The sequence below is a fragment of the Pseudomonas sp. FW305-3-2-15-E-TSA4 genome (assembly GCF_058787295.1).
In genome coordinates, this window is record NZ_JBYSZP010000002.1 from 357916 (window position 1) to 373890 (window position 15975).

Sequence of the window (15975 nt, forward strand, 5' to 3'; positions counted from 1 at the left end):
TCGCGGCGGATGGGTGATCTAGGCTAGCCACCTTTCCCCTTCAGGACGACCGCAGACAGTGAACAATCAAGCCTTCTGAAAATGTAATCGCGATAAGCGCTGAATAGCGCCTGTCAGTCTTCACGACATTTTTCGGAGGTGCCGATGACTCACGTCTCGCGTACGCCTGCCCTCGTCTCCCTGAATCAAACCAGTTTTCAGTTCGCTAATGGCGAGACGATTTTCAACGACCTGAATCTGCAATTCGATCACACCCACACCGCCATCGTCGGGCGCAACGGCGTCGGTAAAAGCGTGCTGGCCAAGCTGATCGCCGGGCACTTGCAACCAACTGTCGGCAGCGTCACCTGCTCGGTGCCATTGGCCTATGTGGCGCAAACATTCACCGCCGATGCGCGGCAGACCGTGGCCGACGCCACCGGCACCGCCGCCGCCCTTCGCGCATTGCAACGGCTGCAGTCTGGCGAGGCGGCAGCAGAAGATTTCGACATCCTCGGCGAGCGCTGGGATCTGCCCGAACGTCTGCGCCAATCGCTGGATAACGCCGGTCTGCCGGACATTGCTCCCACCGATCTGACCCAACCGCTGAGCGGCGGCCAGCAAGCGCGGCTGGTGTTGATCGGGGCGCTTCTGAATCCGGCGCATCTGTTGGTGCTGGATGAACCAACCAACCATCTCGACGGCCCCGGCCGCGACTGGTTGATGAGCGAACTGGAACGCTGGCGCGGCGGATTGATCGTCGTCAGTCACGACCGGCAATTGCTTGAGCGCATGCAGCGTATCGTCGAGCTGACGCCGCTGGGTGTCACGGTGTACGGCGGCAATTTTTCCGCTTACCAGCAGCAACGACAGATCCATCAGGCGGCGGCGCAAGCGACGCTGGATCAAAGCCGAACCGAGCGCCGGCGCGAGCAGCAGCGCTTGCAAAACGAGCACGACACCATCCAGCGGCATGCCGCCCGCTCACTGCGCAATGCCAAAACCGCCAACGTCTCGGGCTTCGAACGCGCCGGCCTCAAAGGTGCGGCGAGGCAGATCATGGGCCAGGTGCGTAATGGTCATCAGCAGCGCAAATCGGAGCTTGATGCACGGGTGCGCGATGCCTATGCCAAAGTGCTCGCGGATGATGCGGTGCTGATGAACCTGCCCCGCAGCGCAGTGCCTGCTGCGCGCAGAGTCTGTACGCTGATTGATGCGTGCGTGCCATGGCTGCCAGCGCAACCGTTCAATCTCACGCTGAGCGGTCCTGTGCGCGTCGCCGTCATTGGTCCGAATGGCTGCGGCAAATCGACGTTGCTCAGAGTGCTCGCAGGTCAAACGCATCCCGCCAGCGGCGAATGCATCACCCATGTTCCTGCGGCTTATCTGGACCAGCATCTGAAGCTGCTGGATGACCGTCTCAGCGTCATCGAGCAACTGCTCGCGCTGCAGAGTCCGTTGAGTGAGAGCGAATTGCGCAGCCATCTGGCGCATCTGCAACTGGACGCGCAGCGGGTCACTCGACCGAGCGCTTCACTGAGCGGTGGAGAACGTTTGAAAGCCGCGCTGGCGGTGGCCTTGTGGGGCAAGACACCTGCGCAATTGTTGCTGCTCGATGAGCCGAGCAATCATCTGGATCTGGCATCGGTTCAGGCTTTCGAGCAGGCATTGCAGACGTTTCCCGGCGCAATTGTTGCGGTTTCCCACGACACTGAGTTTCTACAGGCGTTGAAACCGACGCATCGTCTAGATTGGCATGCCACAGAGTGGCGGCTGCAACCGACGAACTGACTGGCTATTTTTTGCACGATTGGCCAAGGCTTCTATAGTTGATCTGACACCCATTTGCTGTGGTGACGCCATGGAAGACATATTTGTCGTGAAGCGCTGCAACAAGATCATCATTCACGGCCGCCGCGCCGGGGAAAGTAAGCATGAACCCGCTGAGGCCAGCAGTTGGTTTCGGATCAACGACACCCGCACCGGCGGCTTCATCGGCGACGGCTACGATCTTGAGGAAGATGCCCGACGCGAATGCCGACGGCTCAATGCGGCCAGCTCGCCGCTGCCGGCGCGACAATCGGCCGGCTGATGCAATTGACAGGCGGGGTCTATACTCAAAGCAGCTGACGGACCAGCGCCCCAACGGCAGAGAGCTCGCAGCCCGCGGGCTTTTTGCTGCCTCTCAACGGTTTGTCTGAACGGAGGTGTTCCATGTCCGAAAAAGAGTCCATCACCACCCTCCTCACCTTGCTCGACTCTCGTCAGGCGCGACTTGCCGCGGCCTGCAAGGAAATCGCCGACTGGGTCGACCATCAAGGCGGCCATCCGACTGCGCTGCGCATCCGCGACCGACTGAACGACATCGAAAAAGACACACCGCTGATCCGCAGCACCCTGTCTTCGCTACAACCGGTCGAGCGGCCACTGCCGCGTTTCAGATGACTGCACCGCGATAAACGACAGCTAACCGGCGTACCGTCTGGCCGATGTACCGAACGCCCCGAGGTGTGGGCGGTCAAAACCTGTACACGTCACCCAGGAGACGGTTCATGGTTATCCATTTCAAAACAGACGGACATCTGGCTTGTGGTCACAAGGGCGACAACCTTGCCTCAAGCCTGGAACTCAATCGCGTCAAATGCCGCAGCTGCCGCAACACAGACGCCTACAAAGAAGCACGCAAGACCCAGCGCAATGCCGCACGCCGCGCAGCGCGCCACACCAAAGCTGATCATGGTGCGTCGAACTGGCGTTCGGAGTGGATCGAACGCCTGACCGCGCTGGCCGGGCCGCAGCGCCTGCCAAGGGGCTTTTTCGGGCAAGCGTTCGTATAACCGATTGATGTCGTGTTTAAAGTCCATCACTCGACGTGAATTGTCCCGAATTCACCGCTCGAACCCATCAATGCCCTGGCCTTATCGTCAGGGCTTTTTGTTGAAAACTCCGGTTCGAGCAGCCCGTAGCCCTGAGGCAAGCTTGCAAATAGCCAACGCGCCCTCATAACCAGAACCGTATCCACAGTCACCGAGAGGCAAAAAATCATGACCGGACAAACCGAAACCGCGATTCTCGCCGGGGGCTGCTTCTGGGGCATGCAGGACCTGCTGCGGCGTTATCCCGGCGTGTTGCAGACGCGAGTCGGCTACAGCGGCGGCGATGTACCGAACGCCACCTACCGCAACCACGGCAACCACGCCGAAGCCATCGAGATCGTTTTCGACCCGGCGGTGATCAGCTACCGGCAGATCCTCGAGTTCTTCTTCCAGATCCACGATCCGAGTACGCCCAACCGTCAAGGCAACGATCTTGGCCCCAGCTATCGTTCGGCGATTTATTATCTCAATGAACAACAACGTGACATCGCCGAAGACACTGCTGCGGATGTTGACGCTTCCGGGCTGTGGCCGGGACGCGTTGTCACCGAAATCGCACCGGCGGGCCCCTTCTGGGAAGCTGAACCTGAGCACCAGGACTACCTGGAGCGGATCCCGAACGGTTACACCTGCCATTTCATCCGCCCAAACTGGAAGCTGCCCAAGCGCAGCTAATAACACACCTGCGTAATCACTCCACGCACAGCGCTGGCTTTTACTGAAGGCCTGCGCTCGCGCACTTCTGGAACTGATCATTTTGGTGAGCCCTCCGTAGCACAGTTCAAGCGCCCGAGGATGAACATACGTTCATCGCAAGCATGGCTCAATGCGTCTAGCCTGCAGGTTCCAACATAGTGCCTACAGGAGTACCCCACCATGTTCTCGCACGAAAGCCTCCCGCTGATTGCCATTTTCACCATCATGCTACTGTGCGTACTGGCTGCGTTTTTACACCCGGTACATGCATTCTTCAGTTGGCTGCGCAGGCGCAAGGAACGATCAAACGCCCAGGCTGCAAAAGAGGCTGATTCGCGCTGAGTGTTTTTCCCTGACAAGCCCGGGCATGCCTGGGCTTTTTGTTTTCTGGCCGAACAGCAGATACAAAAAAGCCCAGCGCGGGGCTGGGCCTGATTATTCGTCAACGTTAAAAACATCCAGGCTTCTTGGCCACGAGAGTGCAACTCAAGTGACTTACGCCAGACTCCTCTTGTGCTCGCTTTCATGGACATAAACCCATGAAATTCCGGATGGCGAGGCCTGGTCGACGCGCATAAGCGCCGAATCGACTTTCTTCTTGGTAATCCCGTCTTTGACAAGGTCGAAGACGGCCAGGAAACAGTCCCCGGGAAGCGCTGTGATCGAGAGGTTGGTGATGTGTGATTCAGGGCTTCCAGCACGCTTGCCATACAAGCCCCAAAGTCGCTCCCAATAGTCCGCCCGGCTCATGATCTGTCCATCGGTGAGTACCACACGGAAGTCATTCGCCAACGCATCGTACAGAGGCTTGATGGCGCCCTCCGACCGGGAAGACATACCGCGCGACCACGGAAAGAAGAGATTGTACCAACGGTACACCTCGGCTTCGACGAGAGCGGTTTTATCGGTTGCTGCGTGCACTTGATTGATTGCCATCGGTGTTCTCCTTAACACGTCAAAAATGGCGGGTCTGGCGTAACAGACAGGCCGTCTGAATGCCCATCGCCTGGGCGATGCACCGCGCCATGATCAAGATCCATTCTGATATCAACGCCACCGGGTCAAGCTAAAATGTTCACTCAATGACTTTTGATATCTTCGACCAAGCCACAAACGTAGACGCTTGCAGGATTGGTTGCATCGAGAAGTGACCAACGGTCTCTGCGCGCAGAAACGCAAGGAATTGATGAGGAGCCAGTTAAAAATGGCAATCCGGAAACAAACAAGGGTTTGTCTCAGCTTTCGCCCGCAAACCCTTGATTTAAGATGGTGCCCGAAGCCGGAATCGAACCGGCACGCCCTTACGAGCGGGGGATTTTAAGTCCGGATCTTTATATAATAAAATCAATTACTTATGGATTTAATTTTTCCGCAGGAATAGGTTTCTGGCACCCTTGAGAGCCAATAAATTCGTAGCTGTTCAAAAAATTGCGGAACAGAATTCACGTTGTCGCGGCGTGTGTATCCAGGAAAAAACACTCCAGGAACGGCCTGCATCGACCAGAGTCTGGCACTCCTGAATGTCCCCTTCCGGCCAAAATCGGCATTTCGTGAGCGGCAGCTTTCGGCCAAAAGCGGACATCGGCACGCGACTGATGACAGCCACTCAGGGCCATCCTATCCGCCTGGCAAGAGCGGATTCGCCGAAGCATGCCACTGGCTTATGAGACCTCGGCTAAATCAATGTGGAAATCATGTGCTTGATAGTTAAATTAGCCAGTTTCGCTCCTAATCCGGAAAAATTATCTTGGTTGGGCCTGACATGCATCGCATCGTTATAGATTACCGCCAGCAAAAAGTAGACTTCAGGAACAGTGACTCCCACAGATTGTGCGAATTGTAACTTGTTGACAGTTTTGTTTGTGGATAAGAACTCTTCTTGGGACTCTTCCGCTAATAAATCGAAGCTCGATTGCTCTACCTGACGACGCACGCCACTGCAAACTGCAAGGGGGTCAAAATTTTTACCTTCAATATACCTCTGAATATGACTAGCACAATGCACTGAAAATTGAGACGCCTTGGCCACTCCAGCGGGGAGCCCAAGGGCCAGAAACTCGTTACATAGGTCAATATCGTCAGTATGGAAGTGCAGAAAGTATTTCGAAATCGCATCCGATATGGTGGAGTCATCTCGTTTAGAAATTATGCTTTCTACCGTTTTGTCCGCAATGGCACTTTTGTTTAGGTAGCAAATTTTTTGATCACTAAAAGTAAAATTCCTGAAGAGTCCAGGATTTAAATGAGTCATGATCAAAGGAAAAATTTGGCGCCCTTCAGATTTCAATTCGGCAATAATTTGGGTCAGATAATACTGACAGGCAACCAGATTGGCATCATCTAGGTAGTCAAATATTTCATCAATGACCAATATAATGGCCTTGTTTTTCTTGAGCTGCAATTTGGCTTTTTTCAACTGTGCTACAAAGCAAATAATATCTCGTTCCCCATTGGAAATCTGATTTGCCTTCGGAAAGGCAATCACAAGTCCATCCGCTGTTTCCTTTGGGTGAATATTACGCCAAGTGCCTTTCAGCGCACTGAAGTCCTCAACGTAGGCCGCTTTTTCGAACGCATAGTTAGCTCGTTCCCCTGCCTTTTTAAAGGCAACCTTGTCGCTGGCGTGAATATCACCAATCTGTAATGCAGCGAGGATGGCCTCAATTTGCGAGGCGTGGTTTAATCCGGATTCCGTGAAGGCTGTCAAAGTGCATCTAACAAAGTCAATGGCTGACACCGCTTGAATTGTTTCATTTTCAATACTGGCAAGAATTTTATCCGAGCTTCCAGTTTTAGCGTTGATCTCATCTTGTAGAGCTTTTATCGCCTTCTTAACACCGACCTGCTCCTGTTTAGCAAACTCGATCTGATTCCAAATTTTAGCCATCAAACGGTTGTCTGCGAGAAGGGTGGATATGTTTGGTAACACTTTCCCGTTTTTTCCGAAGCCAGCTTTTGCTGCTGCGAAGTTGTAGCTAAACTTTTCTTTTGGAGGAATATTTTTGATCAGTACGACTGGAGTAACCTCGATTGAGGAAGTTACAATGTTAACGCCCGAAATCTTGAGTTTTTTTGCTTTTGAAACCAGCTGGCTATTGATCACATGAACGCCAAATATCGCTGCTAGTTCATTTTTCGTATGGTTCGCTTCTTTTTCAGTCTTGCTTCCATCCTGCATGGTATAACTGATTTTAAGAGATGGGTGAAGGTCTTCATCCCCCTTGTGGCGTTCGTCCTTATCCAGCTCCATCTTTTTCAAACGCAGGGAGCGAAAAGCGGCAGCAATGGAGCTTTTTCCGAAACCGTTGGGAGCGATAATGAGTGTTGGCTTGTTTGGAATAAGCTGAACATCAAAAACAGAGTTTTCGATCCCCTTAACATTGGTTATGGTGATCTTTTCAATTCTTTTGATCATACAAATTCACTCCCTTGACTAAATTATTATTTCTCATCTCCGCGAGCCTGCGGCTCATGCGGAAACGGCTCGGGACAGTGATGACTTAATATGCCTACAACGGCTATCACTCTCCGGGGAATCTAACCTTGCGACTTAAGCCTTCCTCTTCCATCGCCGGAAGCTTCTGAGTTATGTCTGATAACAAATCTACAATTGCGTATGCTTTTTTGTGAAGCTCATCAAGCTCCGACACTGTGAATGAAACAAAGCTTTTTTTGTACTTATTCCCCTCAGGAACACCACCAGAAAAATTTGTGCCGAAGATTTCTTCATCAGTACTTCGCGACCAGCAAAAATGTGCGAATTTGTTTCTGGCGGCCCTAAGTGGTGTGATTTTATTATTTGCGTCTAAAATCTTTTGGATTAGTTCCTCGCTTATCAGCTGGTAGTTGTAACGGTAGCTATGAAGCTTGCAGGCCTCATTTATTGCTTCTTGCCGCTTTGCTCCAGATATTTGATCCGTGTAAGTGCGAGCCAAGAACTCCGGCGTTATCAAAAGGCGAGACAATAGCACACCAAGTAGAAACTCAATATTTGACCACTCAACTGTTAGTTTTCCAATAGCTTCGAAATGCTTGCTCGTAAGCTCTGCATACTGCGATGAATGATTTAGCGGCATTATATATTCCTAGACCTAGTTGCTTTTTCTATGTTTTTTGTATAAATGTTTTATATCGTTTTTAGATTGTCCGCGTTCGACTATTTATCGAATTTAAGTGCCACATGGGCACAAAGCTTAATTACAGTAAAGATTCAGGGTAGCAGGATGGCAGCCAGTTGCCACTATTCTGTCCACCGATTGCTTCTGGGCGGTTAGCGACCGTTCCTCTGGTCAGCCATCCTTGTCCTTCGACACGAGGAGGACCTGTCATGAGCATCATCGCCACCTTCAGCCGTCAGCCCTGGAACAAAGGAAAATTGGTCGGGCAGAAAGCCCCACTCCGATTGAGAGATATCTGGGCGATCCGGGTAAGGCTTCAAATTGCAGAACGAACCCGTGATCTTGCGCTCTTCGATCTGGCCATCGACAGCAAGCTTAGAGCCTGCGACTTAATCAAGCTTCGTGTACGCGACGTCGCCCATGGTGAGCACGTATCACCACGAGCCATGGTGATGCAGCAGAAGACGCTGCGGCCAGTGCAGTTCGAGATCACCGAACAAACACGGTTTGCTATCGCGGCCTGGATACATAAGGCCCAACTCCGTAGCGAGGACTGCCTTTTTCCGAGCCAACTGCATACCTCAGACCATCTATCCACACGTCAATACGCGCGTATTGTCAAAGGCTGGGTGAAGGCCGTTGGCCTTGACCCAGCCATGTATGGCACTCACACAATGAGGCGTACGAAGGCATCGCTGATCTATCGCAGAACGAAGAATCTGCGAGCGGTTCAACTACTGCTCGGCCATATGAAGCTGGAGAGCACCGTTCGATATCTGGGAATTGAAGTCGATGACGCCTTGGAGATGGCGGAACAGACTGAGGTTTGAACATGCCTAGCGACGGTTGAATCCTGACCGTCGCTAACCGGCCATAAGCGGATGTAGAAACCTACTAAACTGTAGTCTATACATAACGAAAGGTACGTCCTTTTTCAAGCAGGCTGTGAAATATCTAGCGAGGCACGACATGGATGAAATACCTGCTCAACTGTTATCAAATAGCGACCTTGGCTCGGTCATCGTTTTGGTAGTTGATGATCAACCAATGATTGGAGAGGCCGTGCGCCGTAACTTAGCTGGTAAAAGCGATATAGCGTTTCACTACTGCGCTGATGCGATGCAGGCCGTTATTGAAGCCGAAAAAATAAAACCCACAGTGATTCTTCAAGATCTTGTCATGCCAGGGATTGACGGTTTCTCGCTGATAAAAGCTTATAAAGAGAATCTAAATACGAGAAATATACCGATAATTGCCTTATCCACCAAAGAAGAGCCAGCTACAAAGAGTCGCGCCTTTGAAGCAGGCTATAGCGATTACATTGTTAAACTACCTGACCCCATAGAGCTTGCAGCTCGCCTTCGACATCACTCCCGATCGTTTAATGCCACGATACAGCTAGATCGAGCATATCGTGCCTTGAGAGTTAGTCAGCAACAGCTATTAGATACGAACTTATTTTTGCAGCGTGCGAATAACAAGTTGCAAAGGCTATTAAAATCTGATGGTTTAACTGGGCTCTCAAATCGTAGGCATTTTGACGAGTTTTTAGAGTCCGCGTGGGGACGCGTTGGCAATGAACACCTAGAGATATCTTTATTGATGATTGACGTCGACTTTTTCAAGCTCTTCAACGATAGCTTTGGGCATTTGGCTGGTGACGAGGCACTAAAAAGTGTTGCAGCCGCAGTGCGGGACACAATAATCGACGAGAGTTATTTGCCAGCACGATACGGGGGAGAAGAATTCGCAGCAATCATGCCAGGGGCGTCCTTAGCAGAGGCCGTTGTCATTGCGGAAAAACTACGTGAAAATGTGGAGTTGCTGAAAATACCGCATTGTTCACCAACTACTGATTCGGTAGTTACGGTGAGCATTGGACTCGCTACTTTTGCACCCATAAATTTAGAAAGCAGCAAGCTGCTGATCGAGCTTGCTGACAAGGGGTTATATCTGGCGAAGGACCGTGGCCGTAATCAAGTGGCCATTTGTAGGGAAAAGTGAATTCCAGACTTTTATAGGCGCGCACGGATGGCTGGATTTGGCCGTGAGCAGACGTCCGCGTAACTCTTGTTTAAGAGTTTCCCGCTTGCCAACGATCTACCCTACCTGCGTTTGTTTTTGGCTTGCGCCAAATCAGTAAACAATATTCGCGATGTCTGCGGCAGCGTTTAAACCACCTCGATGATCGCTAGCCGTTTTTGGAAGAACGTAAGTATAGCGCTCATCATCTTGATAGGTCACTTTCCAGTGTTTTCCATCGGCGGTGATAGAGAAACCAAGGTCTTCAAATGTATCCTTTACTCTCTTGTTCATATCGCGATAGTCACGAAGCACCTCCTTGAGCGTCTTTGTCTTCTGCTCGTGTAGATCTTCGGTGCTGTTGCTGTTTAGAATAGCCGTAAGAATATGTTCGCGCCTTGAATTAGGATGTACGCTTTTTTTAAGGTGATCTTTTATTGCGTGCAGAGCTAAAGCGAGTATTTCATCATTGAAATAGTCTTCTTCGTCCCCAGTATTAATAAGTATTCCCCCTTGGACTGGGGTCTTCGCTTCGCGAATCCTAAGCAACGCACTTAATCGATCGATTTCGCGATTGAGGGTTTGAATGTTGTCGGTCTTCTCTGCTAACTCAGCTTCATACAATAATACGATTTCTTTAGCTTCAGTTACGTTCGAACCTTCCCGCTTTAAATGTTCAATAGCGTTTCTGTTTTTGACGTGTATAACTTCTTCCCAACTGCATTTTTTGGGTGAGATCAGAACTGATAAAGCATCGCAAATAGTGTTGAAGATATCTTTTTCAAAAGCCTTTATTTCAGTTGTATCTCTTCTAAAAAGTGTTACGCCACTTCCTTTGGGCCAGTAGATGCCTACGACTCCACCATAAACATTGCGCGAGGAAACTTCTTTTCTAAGGCTGTGAGAAAAAGCTCTGTTTGGCTCGATAACCACATGAGCCATTCCGCTTAAGGCCCTAGCAAGTCTATCGGGTATAATTGTATGGCGGTTGTTGTTGGTCGAACTCACATAAACAATAGGCAAAGTGCAGCTGTTGTTAGAGTTTATGACCGCCGCCGCAATTTCTTTACCGTTTCTACTTTCATCTAAAAGAATGGGGTTTATACTGATTGGTACGCCACCGTCATCACCCCCGCCAAATCGGCTAATTAACCGAATTATGATTAACGGCTTTTTGATTTCGGGTGGTTCTTTTGAGGCGGTGTTTGTAACTATACTGGCGACAACGTTGATCCAATATTCTCCATGTTCCATTCTAGATGAAACTTCCGTAATCCACTGCGCGATTTCAGTTGATTTTGTATAGCGTAATGAAGATACGAAAAGACCTGGTGCCTCAGAACGGGAGAACTCGATAAGCTCGTTATTTTTTGAGTAATTGAAGTCATCGCCACTTGATAGCTGAGTTAGTTCTTCTTGCGCAAACTCAGTAAACGGAGAATCCAGAATCCAATTAATGCACTCTTGAAATACATCCTCACTGGTGATGTTATTATTCAGCGGAAAACATACTTTTATGCTCACAGGCCCATCTCCATATTAGGAACGTGAAGCTAGCATTCTGATATCACTAGTGTCTATAGACTTATCGTACCTTCTGTCGAGAGCAATGGCTCCCACTCGCATACCAGTCATTTTGGGAGGAATAACGCGATCAAGCACTCGCCCAGACAGTTTGCCTGAGGCACGAAAAGCCCAGTTGAGTGAGCGTTTTTTGGACGATAGAGGCCGCTTGGCAACGTCCGCTTTTGGCCGAAAGCTGACGCTCATCGACATCTGCCTAACCAGAGGCGATTCAAAGCGGTTGCCGAAATGCCAACCAGAGCAATGCCTTGAGCCACTGTTCTACGCAACTCTGATACAGTCGCCCTTGGAAAAATCGTAGACAGGAAGTCATACATGGCAAAGCCAGCTGCGCGCATAACTGATCCCACCAGTTGCCCTATGCCTGGGCACGGGCCCAAAGCCATTGCGTCCGGATCTCCCGATGTGTTTTTCGACGGCCTCGCAGCTGCGACGAAAGGCGACACTTGCACCTGCGGCAGCGCTTTGGACTCGGCAGTGTCTGCGACGGTGTTCATCAATGGCAAGAATGCCGCTCTGGTGGGAACCGTCGGCACACACGGCGACGTAGTTATTGGTGGCTCGGGTACGGTGATCATCGGCGACTCCCATACTCCTGCACCATTCACGCCTCCACTCCCGCTTTTACTGCAGAAAACCTATGGGCATACCTTCAGCATCGTTGATAGCGAGACTGGTCAACCTCTAGTCGGAAGAAATTTCACTGCCACGGTCAATGGTCAAAAGATCACAGGTGTTACCGACAGCGCAGGGATAGCGAAGATCAAAACTCCGGTCAAAGATGCCAATATTTCCATGAGCATTGATTTCAATTCTCCAGCTCGGACGCTTAACGAATTAACGGACTGACTCAGAATGGCTGAACAATTTACTACTGAAGCAAAAGCGACTGAAGTCAAACCAGGTGTGCCAGTTGCTCCCACGACTATCACCGTCAACGATAGAGCTGCAACTAGAGAAGCGATCATCAGACTACTCAGCAAAAACAAGTGCGAATTTGTAGAGCGGTCATCATGGGGAGCGCACAAAGCAAAAGGTGAAATGGTGGATGATTGGGACTACTCGATGATCGCCCTTCACCACGCGGGACGAAGTGTTAGCTGCGGTGCTGGTGCAGGACAAATGCGGGCGATTCAGAATGAGCATCAGGCTAAGTTTGATGATATCGGCTATCACTATGGCATCGATTGTACGGGTAAAGTCTTTGAAGGACGCGACATACGATTCAAGGGATCAAGCGTACATAACTACAACACAGGTGTGATTGGTATCGTTTTGCTAGAAAACCTGACAACCGCCGAAGAGGGTGGCGATATGGTCGCTTTGGCTCGCCAAGCCCTCGAAAGCATCAACGGCAACATGGACCAGAAAATTCCTGCCATGCAAATTGATACCCTTCTGACGTTGATTCAGGCCCTGACCAGCGTTTTCAGGGTGACGACGTTAGGTGGGCACCGTGAATTCCCCATGCAAGCCGGCGAAGGAAAAATTTGCCCTGGTAATATTGGCATGGAGCTTGTTAGAAACCTTCGGATTAAAACCAAACTTTTGCGACCGCCTTCATCATGAAATCGCTGCTAATCATATTATCAACCACGATTGTCGCCATACTTTATATAGGATTTTACGAAAAGATGGAGGACGCTTATCCGGAAAAAGTTTTCTTTATTAAAAAGAGCCCCACATTTCAGATAGAATTTGAAAATATTTTCGCGTACGAATCAGATGATAAAAATTTGAGTGAGCTAAGCGAGGCAGAGCGAAGCTTGGTCATTAATTATTGCAAGTATCGGCTTGGCGTAGATACGACATTGAAAAGTCAAAGCGAGCTTGAAAAATGCAAACAAAGGTAATCGTAATTCGTCCATGTAAACCGGAGATGGCTCTGAAACGCATCTGACGACTATTACCGATTACGACAAAGGGGGCGGCTGTTTTGCCAGAGAAACAATGCTAACCGACCAGCAAGCTCGAACAGCAGTCAAAGAGTTAGTAGTAAAGTACCTCAAAGGGGTAGCCCCTGATTATCAGCTCTTAATTGAGTTGATTGAAGACCCATCGCAGCAAGTTCCTATCAGGGGAGTACTGGAGGATATTCGGCAATATTGCAACGCCCGATACACCCAACAGGAATTGGAACACATTGACGACTGCCTATACATCTTCGGCTGAAACGGGTTCATGTCAGCACCTGCATTGAAACATAATCATTAATTGGTTAATTTTGATAGACGTCATTGAATAGCTGCTATTGGCCGGAAGGTGCCGCTCTCAAGCGACCGCTTTTGGCCGATAGCTGCCGCTCACTAACGGAGGCCTTCGGCCAATAACAGCCGCTCTTGGCCAGAGACAGCAGCTTGAAGGAGTCTACGAATCTATGGTAGACTCAGGCTACGATGCTGAGTACTTACGCCAATTATCGGACGCATCCTGTGATCCCGTTGCGAACCCTGAAGCGCAAATCCAATGCTAGGCCAAGCTGCTCCAGAGCAATTAAATACTATCCACCCACAGTGTCGCTGCGACCGTGCGCGGCGATGAACATAGCGACGGCCGACCGGCAATAGGATTCAATTTCGCCCTCTGCTCTCGCCAAATCGAAGCGGGCGATCATCAGTAGATCGGACCCTTTGAATAACGCGGCAAACAAACGGGCGGCTTGGTGGGGATCAGGTACGTTGAGGAGCGCCTTCGCGTGAAGCTGGCGCAATAGGACCTCGATGTCGGCGATGACGTGGGCGGCGCCGGCTTCGTAGTGGCGCCTGCTCAAGTCGTTTTGGCTAGTTTTATCGGCCATAACCATGGCTTCGATACTGCTGACGTCTGGTCTCAACAGCGTGCGCAGTAGAGATGTTCCCACTGCCATAAGTTGGTCTTCCACCGAACCTTCGGCACCTTCAAGCAGGGCCTGTGGCGCAAACGACTGCTGGCAGCCGGCCGCGATGGCTGCGCTGAACAGCGCCTCCTTGTTCTCGAAGCGCCTATAGATGCTGAGCTTGGATATCTTCGCCCGCTGGGCGACCTTGTCCAACGTCGTCGCTTGAAAACCCAATTCCACAAAAAGCTCGCTCGCGGCGTCGAGTATCGTTTGGGCAAGCGCCTCGTTGGTGGGTCGGCCGCGCCGGCCCTGAATGGTTTCAGTCATAATATTGGTACTTTACAGTATCTTAAATTAAGGTCTACGATACCATTCAGTATCTTAAAATTGCAATCCAACGGCTAGGTTACAACCGGCCCTTCAGCGGAGCCCATCACAATGAATGACGTCATCATCATCGGCGGAAGTTTTGCAGGTCTCGCCGCAGCTTTGCAGCTCGGCCGTGCCCGTCGCAAGGTCATCGTTCTCGATACCAGCCGACCGCGTAACCGCTTTGCCGGCCATTCGCATGGTCTGCTCGGTCACGATCACACGCCGCCGCTGGACATACTGGCTGCGGCGAGGCAGCAGCTGGCGCGCTATCCAACGGTCAGGCTGGTCACTGCCCGAGCGGAGAAAATTTCTGGCGTAATCGACGATTTCTGCGTTGTCACTGACGATCACGAAAGCCTACGGGCCCGCCGCGTGATCCTGAGCTATGGCGTCACCGACCAGATGCCTGATGTTCCAGGCTATGCCGAGAGTTGGGGCACGTCCATCGTTCCCTGCCCCTATTGCGACGGCTTTGAAGCCGCCGGCCAGCATTGGGGCCTCGTTTGGTCCGGCCCGCAATCGTACAACCAGGTCAGGCTGTTCCTCGATTGGACCGACAGGTTGACTGTCTTTGCCGATGGTCACGACATTGCGCCTGATATCCAGGCCGATCTGGCGCACCGCAACATACCTGTCGTCGAAGGGCGGATCGTCGAGATCGCCCATCACCAGGGGCATATCGCCACGGTCAATCTCAACACCGGCTCCACTGTCGCGGTCGATATCCTGTTTGCTCATCCGCGCAACAAGCCGTCCGCGAACCTGCATGAGTCGCTGGGCCTTGCCACGATGGATACGCCCACCGGCGTCGTGCTCAAGGTCGACGAGCGTCGCCAAACCAGCACGCCCGGTATCTACGCCGCCGGCGATCTCACCACTCCCATGTTGCCCTCGGTCACCCAGGCATCATCGCAGGGCGCGATGGCGGGTATTTTCGCCCAGCAGTCGATGCTGGCTTGAGCGCATAGAGAGGAGATGAACATGGCCGTCGAACCAGACAGCGCGGGGGTGCGCTTCCCTCCGCCCTTCATCTATCTGGGAGCGCTGCTGTTGGGGCTGGCGGCGGAGCGGTTCGTCGCCCCGCTCTCCTTCGGCATCGACCGGTGGTGGCTGGTCGCGACGGGCGCGCTGCTGTTCGCTGCCGGCGCGGCGACGATGCTTGCGGCGGTGGGGCTCTTCCGACGCCTGGGCACCCACGTTCCGCCGTCGCGACCAACGACCTTCATAGCATCGACCGGTCCTTATCGGTGGACCCGCAATCCGATGTATCTCGGCATGGCGCTTGTCTATGCCGGCATTGCTGTCGGCTTCGACGGAGCGATCGCCTTGGCTTTGCTTCCGTTGGTGCTGATCGTGATCCAGAGGCACGTAATCGCTCGCGAGGAGCGCTATCTCGAAGCGAAGTTCGGCGACGAGTACCGACGCTACAAGGCTGAGGTTCGCCGCTGGCTCTGATTATTCAGGAGCTGCCGCCTGCGGGATTTTGACAACCGAAACCGACCTTCCAATG

General features: G+C 51.7%; 18 protein-coding genes. 13 read left to right on the forward strand and 5 right to left on the reverse strand.

Features of this window, described 5'->3' with window-relative positions; genetic code table 11:
* Window positions 1-144 precede the first annotated feature (144 nt).
* The 6 genes from AC3WMV_RS04010 (at window position 145) to AC3WMV_RS04035 (ending at window position 3893) form a co-directional block, all read left to right on the forward strand.
* The gene (locus tag AC3WMV_RS04010; protein WP_103366988.1) at window positions 145-1770 is read left to right on the forward strand and encodes an ABC-F family ATP-binding cassette domain-containing protein; all 1626 of its coding nucleotides are present in this window, start codon (window positions 145-147) and stop codon (window positions 1768-1770) included.
* Between the two features lie 70 nt (window positions 1771-1840).
* Window positions 1841-2071 carry a hypothetical protein gene (locus AC3WMV_RS04015; RefSeq protein WP_027612678.1) on the forward strand — a complete coding sequence of 77 codons (231 nt, stop codon included), beginning with the start codon at window positions 1841-1843 and terminating at the stop codon, window positions 2069-2071.
* A 122-nt stretch (window positions 2072-2193) separates the two neighbouring features.
* Window positions 2194-2424, forward strand: coding sequence for a hypothetical protein (locus AC3WMV_RS04020; RefSeq protein ID WP_007964939.1), 231 nt, complete (start codon window positions 2194-2196; stop codon window positions 2422-2424).
* 107 nt (window positions 2425-2531) lie between these two features.
* Complete coding sequence (locus AC3WMV_RS04025; protein ID WP_027612677.1) at window positions 2532-2816, forward strand: hypothetical protein; 285 nt, start codon at window positions 2532-2534, stop codon at window positions 2814-2816.
* A gap of 207 nt (window positions 2817-3023) precedes the next feature.
* The gene (gene msrA, locus AC3WMV_RS04030; RefSeq protein WP_027612676.1) at window positions 3024-3530 is read left to right on the forward strand and encodes a peptide-methionine (S)-S-oxide reductase MsrA; all 507 of its coding nucleotides are present in this window, start codon (window positions 3024-3026) and stop codon (window positions 3528-3530) included.
* A 201-nt stretch (window positions 3531-3731) separates the two neighbouring features.
* On the forward strand, window positions 3732-3893 hold the full coding sequence (locus tag AC3WMV_RS04035; protein ID WP_178085212.1) for a hypothetical protein: 162 nt from the start codon (window positions 3732-3734) through the stop codon (window positions 3891-3893).
* A gap of 153 nt (window positions 3894-4046) precedes the next feature.
* On the opposite strand, the gene AC3WMV_RS04040 is transcribed toward AC3WMV_RS04035, so the two are convergent.
* From AC3WMV_RS04040 to AC3WMV_RS04050, 3 genes are all read right to left on the reverse strand, one after another.
* Complete coding sequence (locus AC3WMV_RS04040) at window positions 4047-4487, reverse strand: hypothetical protein (protein ID WP_103366987.1); 441 nt, start codon at window positions 4485-4487, stop codon at window positions 4047-4049.
* A gap of 739 nt (window positions 4488-5226) precedes the next feature.
* A complete protein-coding gene (locus AC3WMV_RS04045) occupies window positions 5227-6966 on the reverse strand; it encodes a hypothetical protein (RefSeq protein ID WP_103366986.1) in 1740 nt (579 codons plus the stop codon).
* Window positions 6967-7072: 106 nt separating this feature from the next.
* The gene (locus AC3WMV_RS04050) at window positions 7073-7627 is read right to left on the reverse strand and encodes a hypothetical protein (protein ID WP_178085211.1); all 555 of its coding nucleotides are present in this window, start codon (window positions 7625-7627) and stop codon (window positions 7073-7075) included.
* A gap of 251 nt (window positions 7628-7878) precedes the next feature.
* Here AC3WMV_RS04050 and AC3WMV_RS04055 point away from each other — a divergent pair, with 251 nt between their 5' ends.
* Entirely contained in the window at window positions 7879-8499 is a 621-nt protein-coding gene (locus tag AC3WMV_RS04055) for a tyrosine-type recombinase/integrase (protein WP_103366985.1), read from the forward strand.
* Between the two features lie 139 nt (window positions 8500-8638).
* Window positions 8639-9673: a diguanylate cyclase gene (locus AC3WMV_RS04060; protein ID WP_103366984.1), complete on the forward strand. Its 1035-nt coding sequence runs from the start codon at window positions 8639-8641 to the stop codon at window positions 9671-9673.
* 132 nt (window positions 9674-9805) lie between these two features.
* Here AC3WMV_RS04060 and AC3WMV_RS04065 read toward each other — a convergent pair whose 3' ends face one another.
* Window positions 9806-11215 (reverse strand): hypothetical protein, encoded by a 1410-nt coding sequence (locus AC3WMV_RS04065; RefSeq protein ID WP_146038471.1) that lies wholly within the window; start codon window positions 11213-11215, stop codon window positions 9806-9808.
* A gap of 375 nt (window positions 11216-11590) precedes the next feature.
* On the opposite strand from AC3WMV_RS04065, the gene AC3WMV_RS04070 reads away from it, so the two are divergent.
* Genes AC3WMV_RS04070 through AC3WMV_RS04080 form a run of 3 tightly spaced genes read left to right on the forward strand, consistent with a single transcriptional unit; the run spans window position 11591 to window position 13128 of the window.
* On the forward strand, window positions 11591-12124 hold the full coding sequence (locus tag AC3WMV_RS04070) for a PAAR domain-containing protein (RefSeq protein WP_103366982.1): 534 nt from the start codon (window positions 11591-11593) through the stop codon (window positions 12122-12124).
* A 6-nt stretch (window positions 12125-12130) separates the two neighbouring features.
* Complete coding sequence (locus AC3WMV_RS04075; RefSeq protein ID WP_103366981.1) at window positions 12131-12844, forward strand: peptidoglycan recognition protein family protein; 714 nt, start codon at window positions 12131-12133, stop codon at window positions 12842-12844.
* The gene (locus tag AC3WMV_RS04080) at window positions 12841-13128 is read left to right on the forward strand and encodes a hypothetical protein (RefSeq protein ID WP_103366980.1); all 288 of its coding nucleotides are present in this window, start codon (window positions 12841-12843) and stop codon (window positions 13126-13128) included. The genes AC3WMV_RS04075 and AC3WMV_RS04080 overlap by 4 nt, the downstream gene beginning before the upstream one ends.
* 647 nt (window positions 13129-13775) lie before the next feature.
* Here AC3WMV_RS04080 and AC3WMV_RS04085 read toward each other — a convergent pair.
* Entirely contained in the window at window positions 13776-14420 is a 645-nt protein-coding gene (locus AC3WMV_RS04085; protein WP_103366978.1) for a TetR/AcrR family transcriptional regulator, read from the reverse strand.
* A gap of 111 nt (window positions 14421-14531) precedes the next feature.
* Between AC3WMV_RS04085 and AC3WMV_RS04090 the strand changes: the two genes are divergently transcribed.
* Window positions 14532-15425, forward strand: a complete 894-nt coding sequence (locus AC3WMV_RS04090; RefSeq protein ID WP_103366977.1) for an NAD(P)/FAD-dependent oxidoreductase — start codon at window positions 14532-14534, stop codon at window positions 15423-15425.
* Between the two features lie 21 nt (window positions 15426-15446).
* The gene (locus AC3WMV_RS04095; RefSeq protein ID WP_103366976.1) at window positions 15447-15920 is read left to right on the forward strand and encodes a methyltransferase family protein; all 474 of its coding nucleotides are present in this window, start codon (window positions 15447-15449) and stop codon (window positions 15918-15920) included.
* Window positions 15921-15975 lie beyond the last annotated feature (55 nt).

Excerpts from the sequence above, each read along its gene's own strand:
- AC3WMV_RS04010 (WP_103366988.1), top strand. The coding sequence starts at position 145 with ATGACTCACGTCTCGCGTACGCCTGCCCTCGTCTCCCTGAATCAAACC.
- AC3WMV_RS04015 (WP_027612678.1), top strand. The coding sequence starts at position 1,841 with ATGGAAGACATATTTGTCGTGAAGCGCTGCAACAAGATCATCATTCAC.
- AC3WMV_RS04020 (WP_007964939.1), top strand. The coding sequence starts at position 2,194 with ATGTCCGAAAAAGAGTCCATCACCACCCTCCTCACCTTGCTCGACTCT.
- AC3WMV_RS04025 (WP_027612677.1), top strand. The coding sequence starts at position 2,532 with ATGGTTATCCATTTCAAAACAGACGGACATCTGGCTTGTGGTCACAAG.
- msrA (WP_027612676.1), top strand. The coding sequence starts at position 3,024 with ATGACCGGACAAACCGAAACCGCGATTCTCGCCGGGGGCTGCTTCTGG.
- AC3WMV_RS04035 (WP_178085212.1), top strand. The coding sequence starts at position 3,732 with ATGTTCTCGCACGAAAGCCTCCCGCTGATTGCCATTTTCACCATCATG.
- AC3WMV_RS04040 (WP_103366987.1), bottom strand. The coding sequence starts at position 4,487 with ATGGCAATCAATCAAGTGCACGCAGCAACCGATAAAACCGCTCTCGTC.
- AC3WMV_RS04045 (WP_103366986.1), bottom strand. The coding sequence starts at position 6,966 with ATGATCAAAAGAATTGAAAAGATCACCATAACCAATGTTAAGGGGATC.
- AC3WMV_RS04050 (WP_178085211.1), bottom strand. The coding sequence starts at position 7,627 with ATGCCGCTAAATCATTCATCGCAGTATGCAGAGCTTACGAGCAAGCAT.
- AC3WMV_RS04055 (WP_103366985.1), top strand. The coding sequence starts at position 7,879 with ATGAGCATCATCGCCACCTTCAGCCGTCAGCCCTGGAACAAAGGAAAA.
- AC3WMV_RS04060 (WP_103366984.1), top strand. The coding sequence starts at position 8,639 with ATGGATGAAATACCTGCTCAACTGTTATCAAATAGCGACCTTGGCTCG.
- AC3WMV_RS04070 (WP_103366982.1), top strand. The coding sequence starts at position 11,591 with ATGGCAAAGCCAGCTGCGCGCATAACTGATCCCACCAGTTGCCCTATG.
- AC3WMV_RS04075 (WP_103366981.1), top strand. The coding sequence starts at position 12,131 with ATGGCTGAACAATTTACTACTGAAGCAAAAGCGACTGAAGTCAAACCA.
- AC3WMV_RS04080 (WP_103366980.1), top strand. The coding sequence starts at position 12,841 with ATGAAATCGCTGCTAATCATATTATCAACCACGATTGTCGCCATACTT.
- AC3WMV_RS04085 (WP_103366978.1), bottom strand. The coding sequence starts at position 14,420 with ATGACTGAAACCATTCAGGGCCGGCGCGGCCGACCCACCAACGAGGCG.
- AC3WMV_RS04090 (WP_103366977.1), top strand. The coding sequence starts at position 14,532 with ATGAATGACGTCATCATCATCGGCGGAAGTTTTGCAGGTCTCGCCGCA.
- AC3WMV_RS04095 (WP_103366976.1), top strand. The coding sequence starts at position 15,447 with ATGGCCGTCGAACCAGACAGCGCGGGGGTGCGCTTCCCTCCGCCCTTC.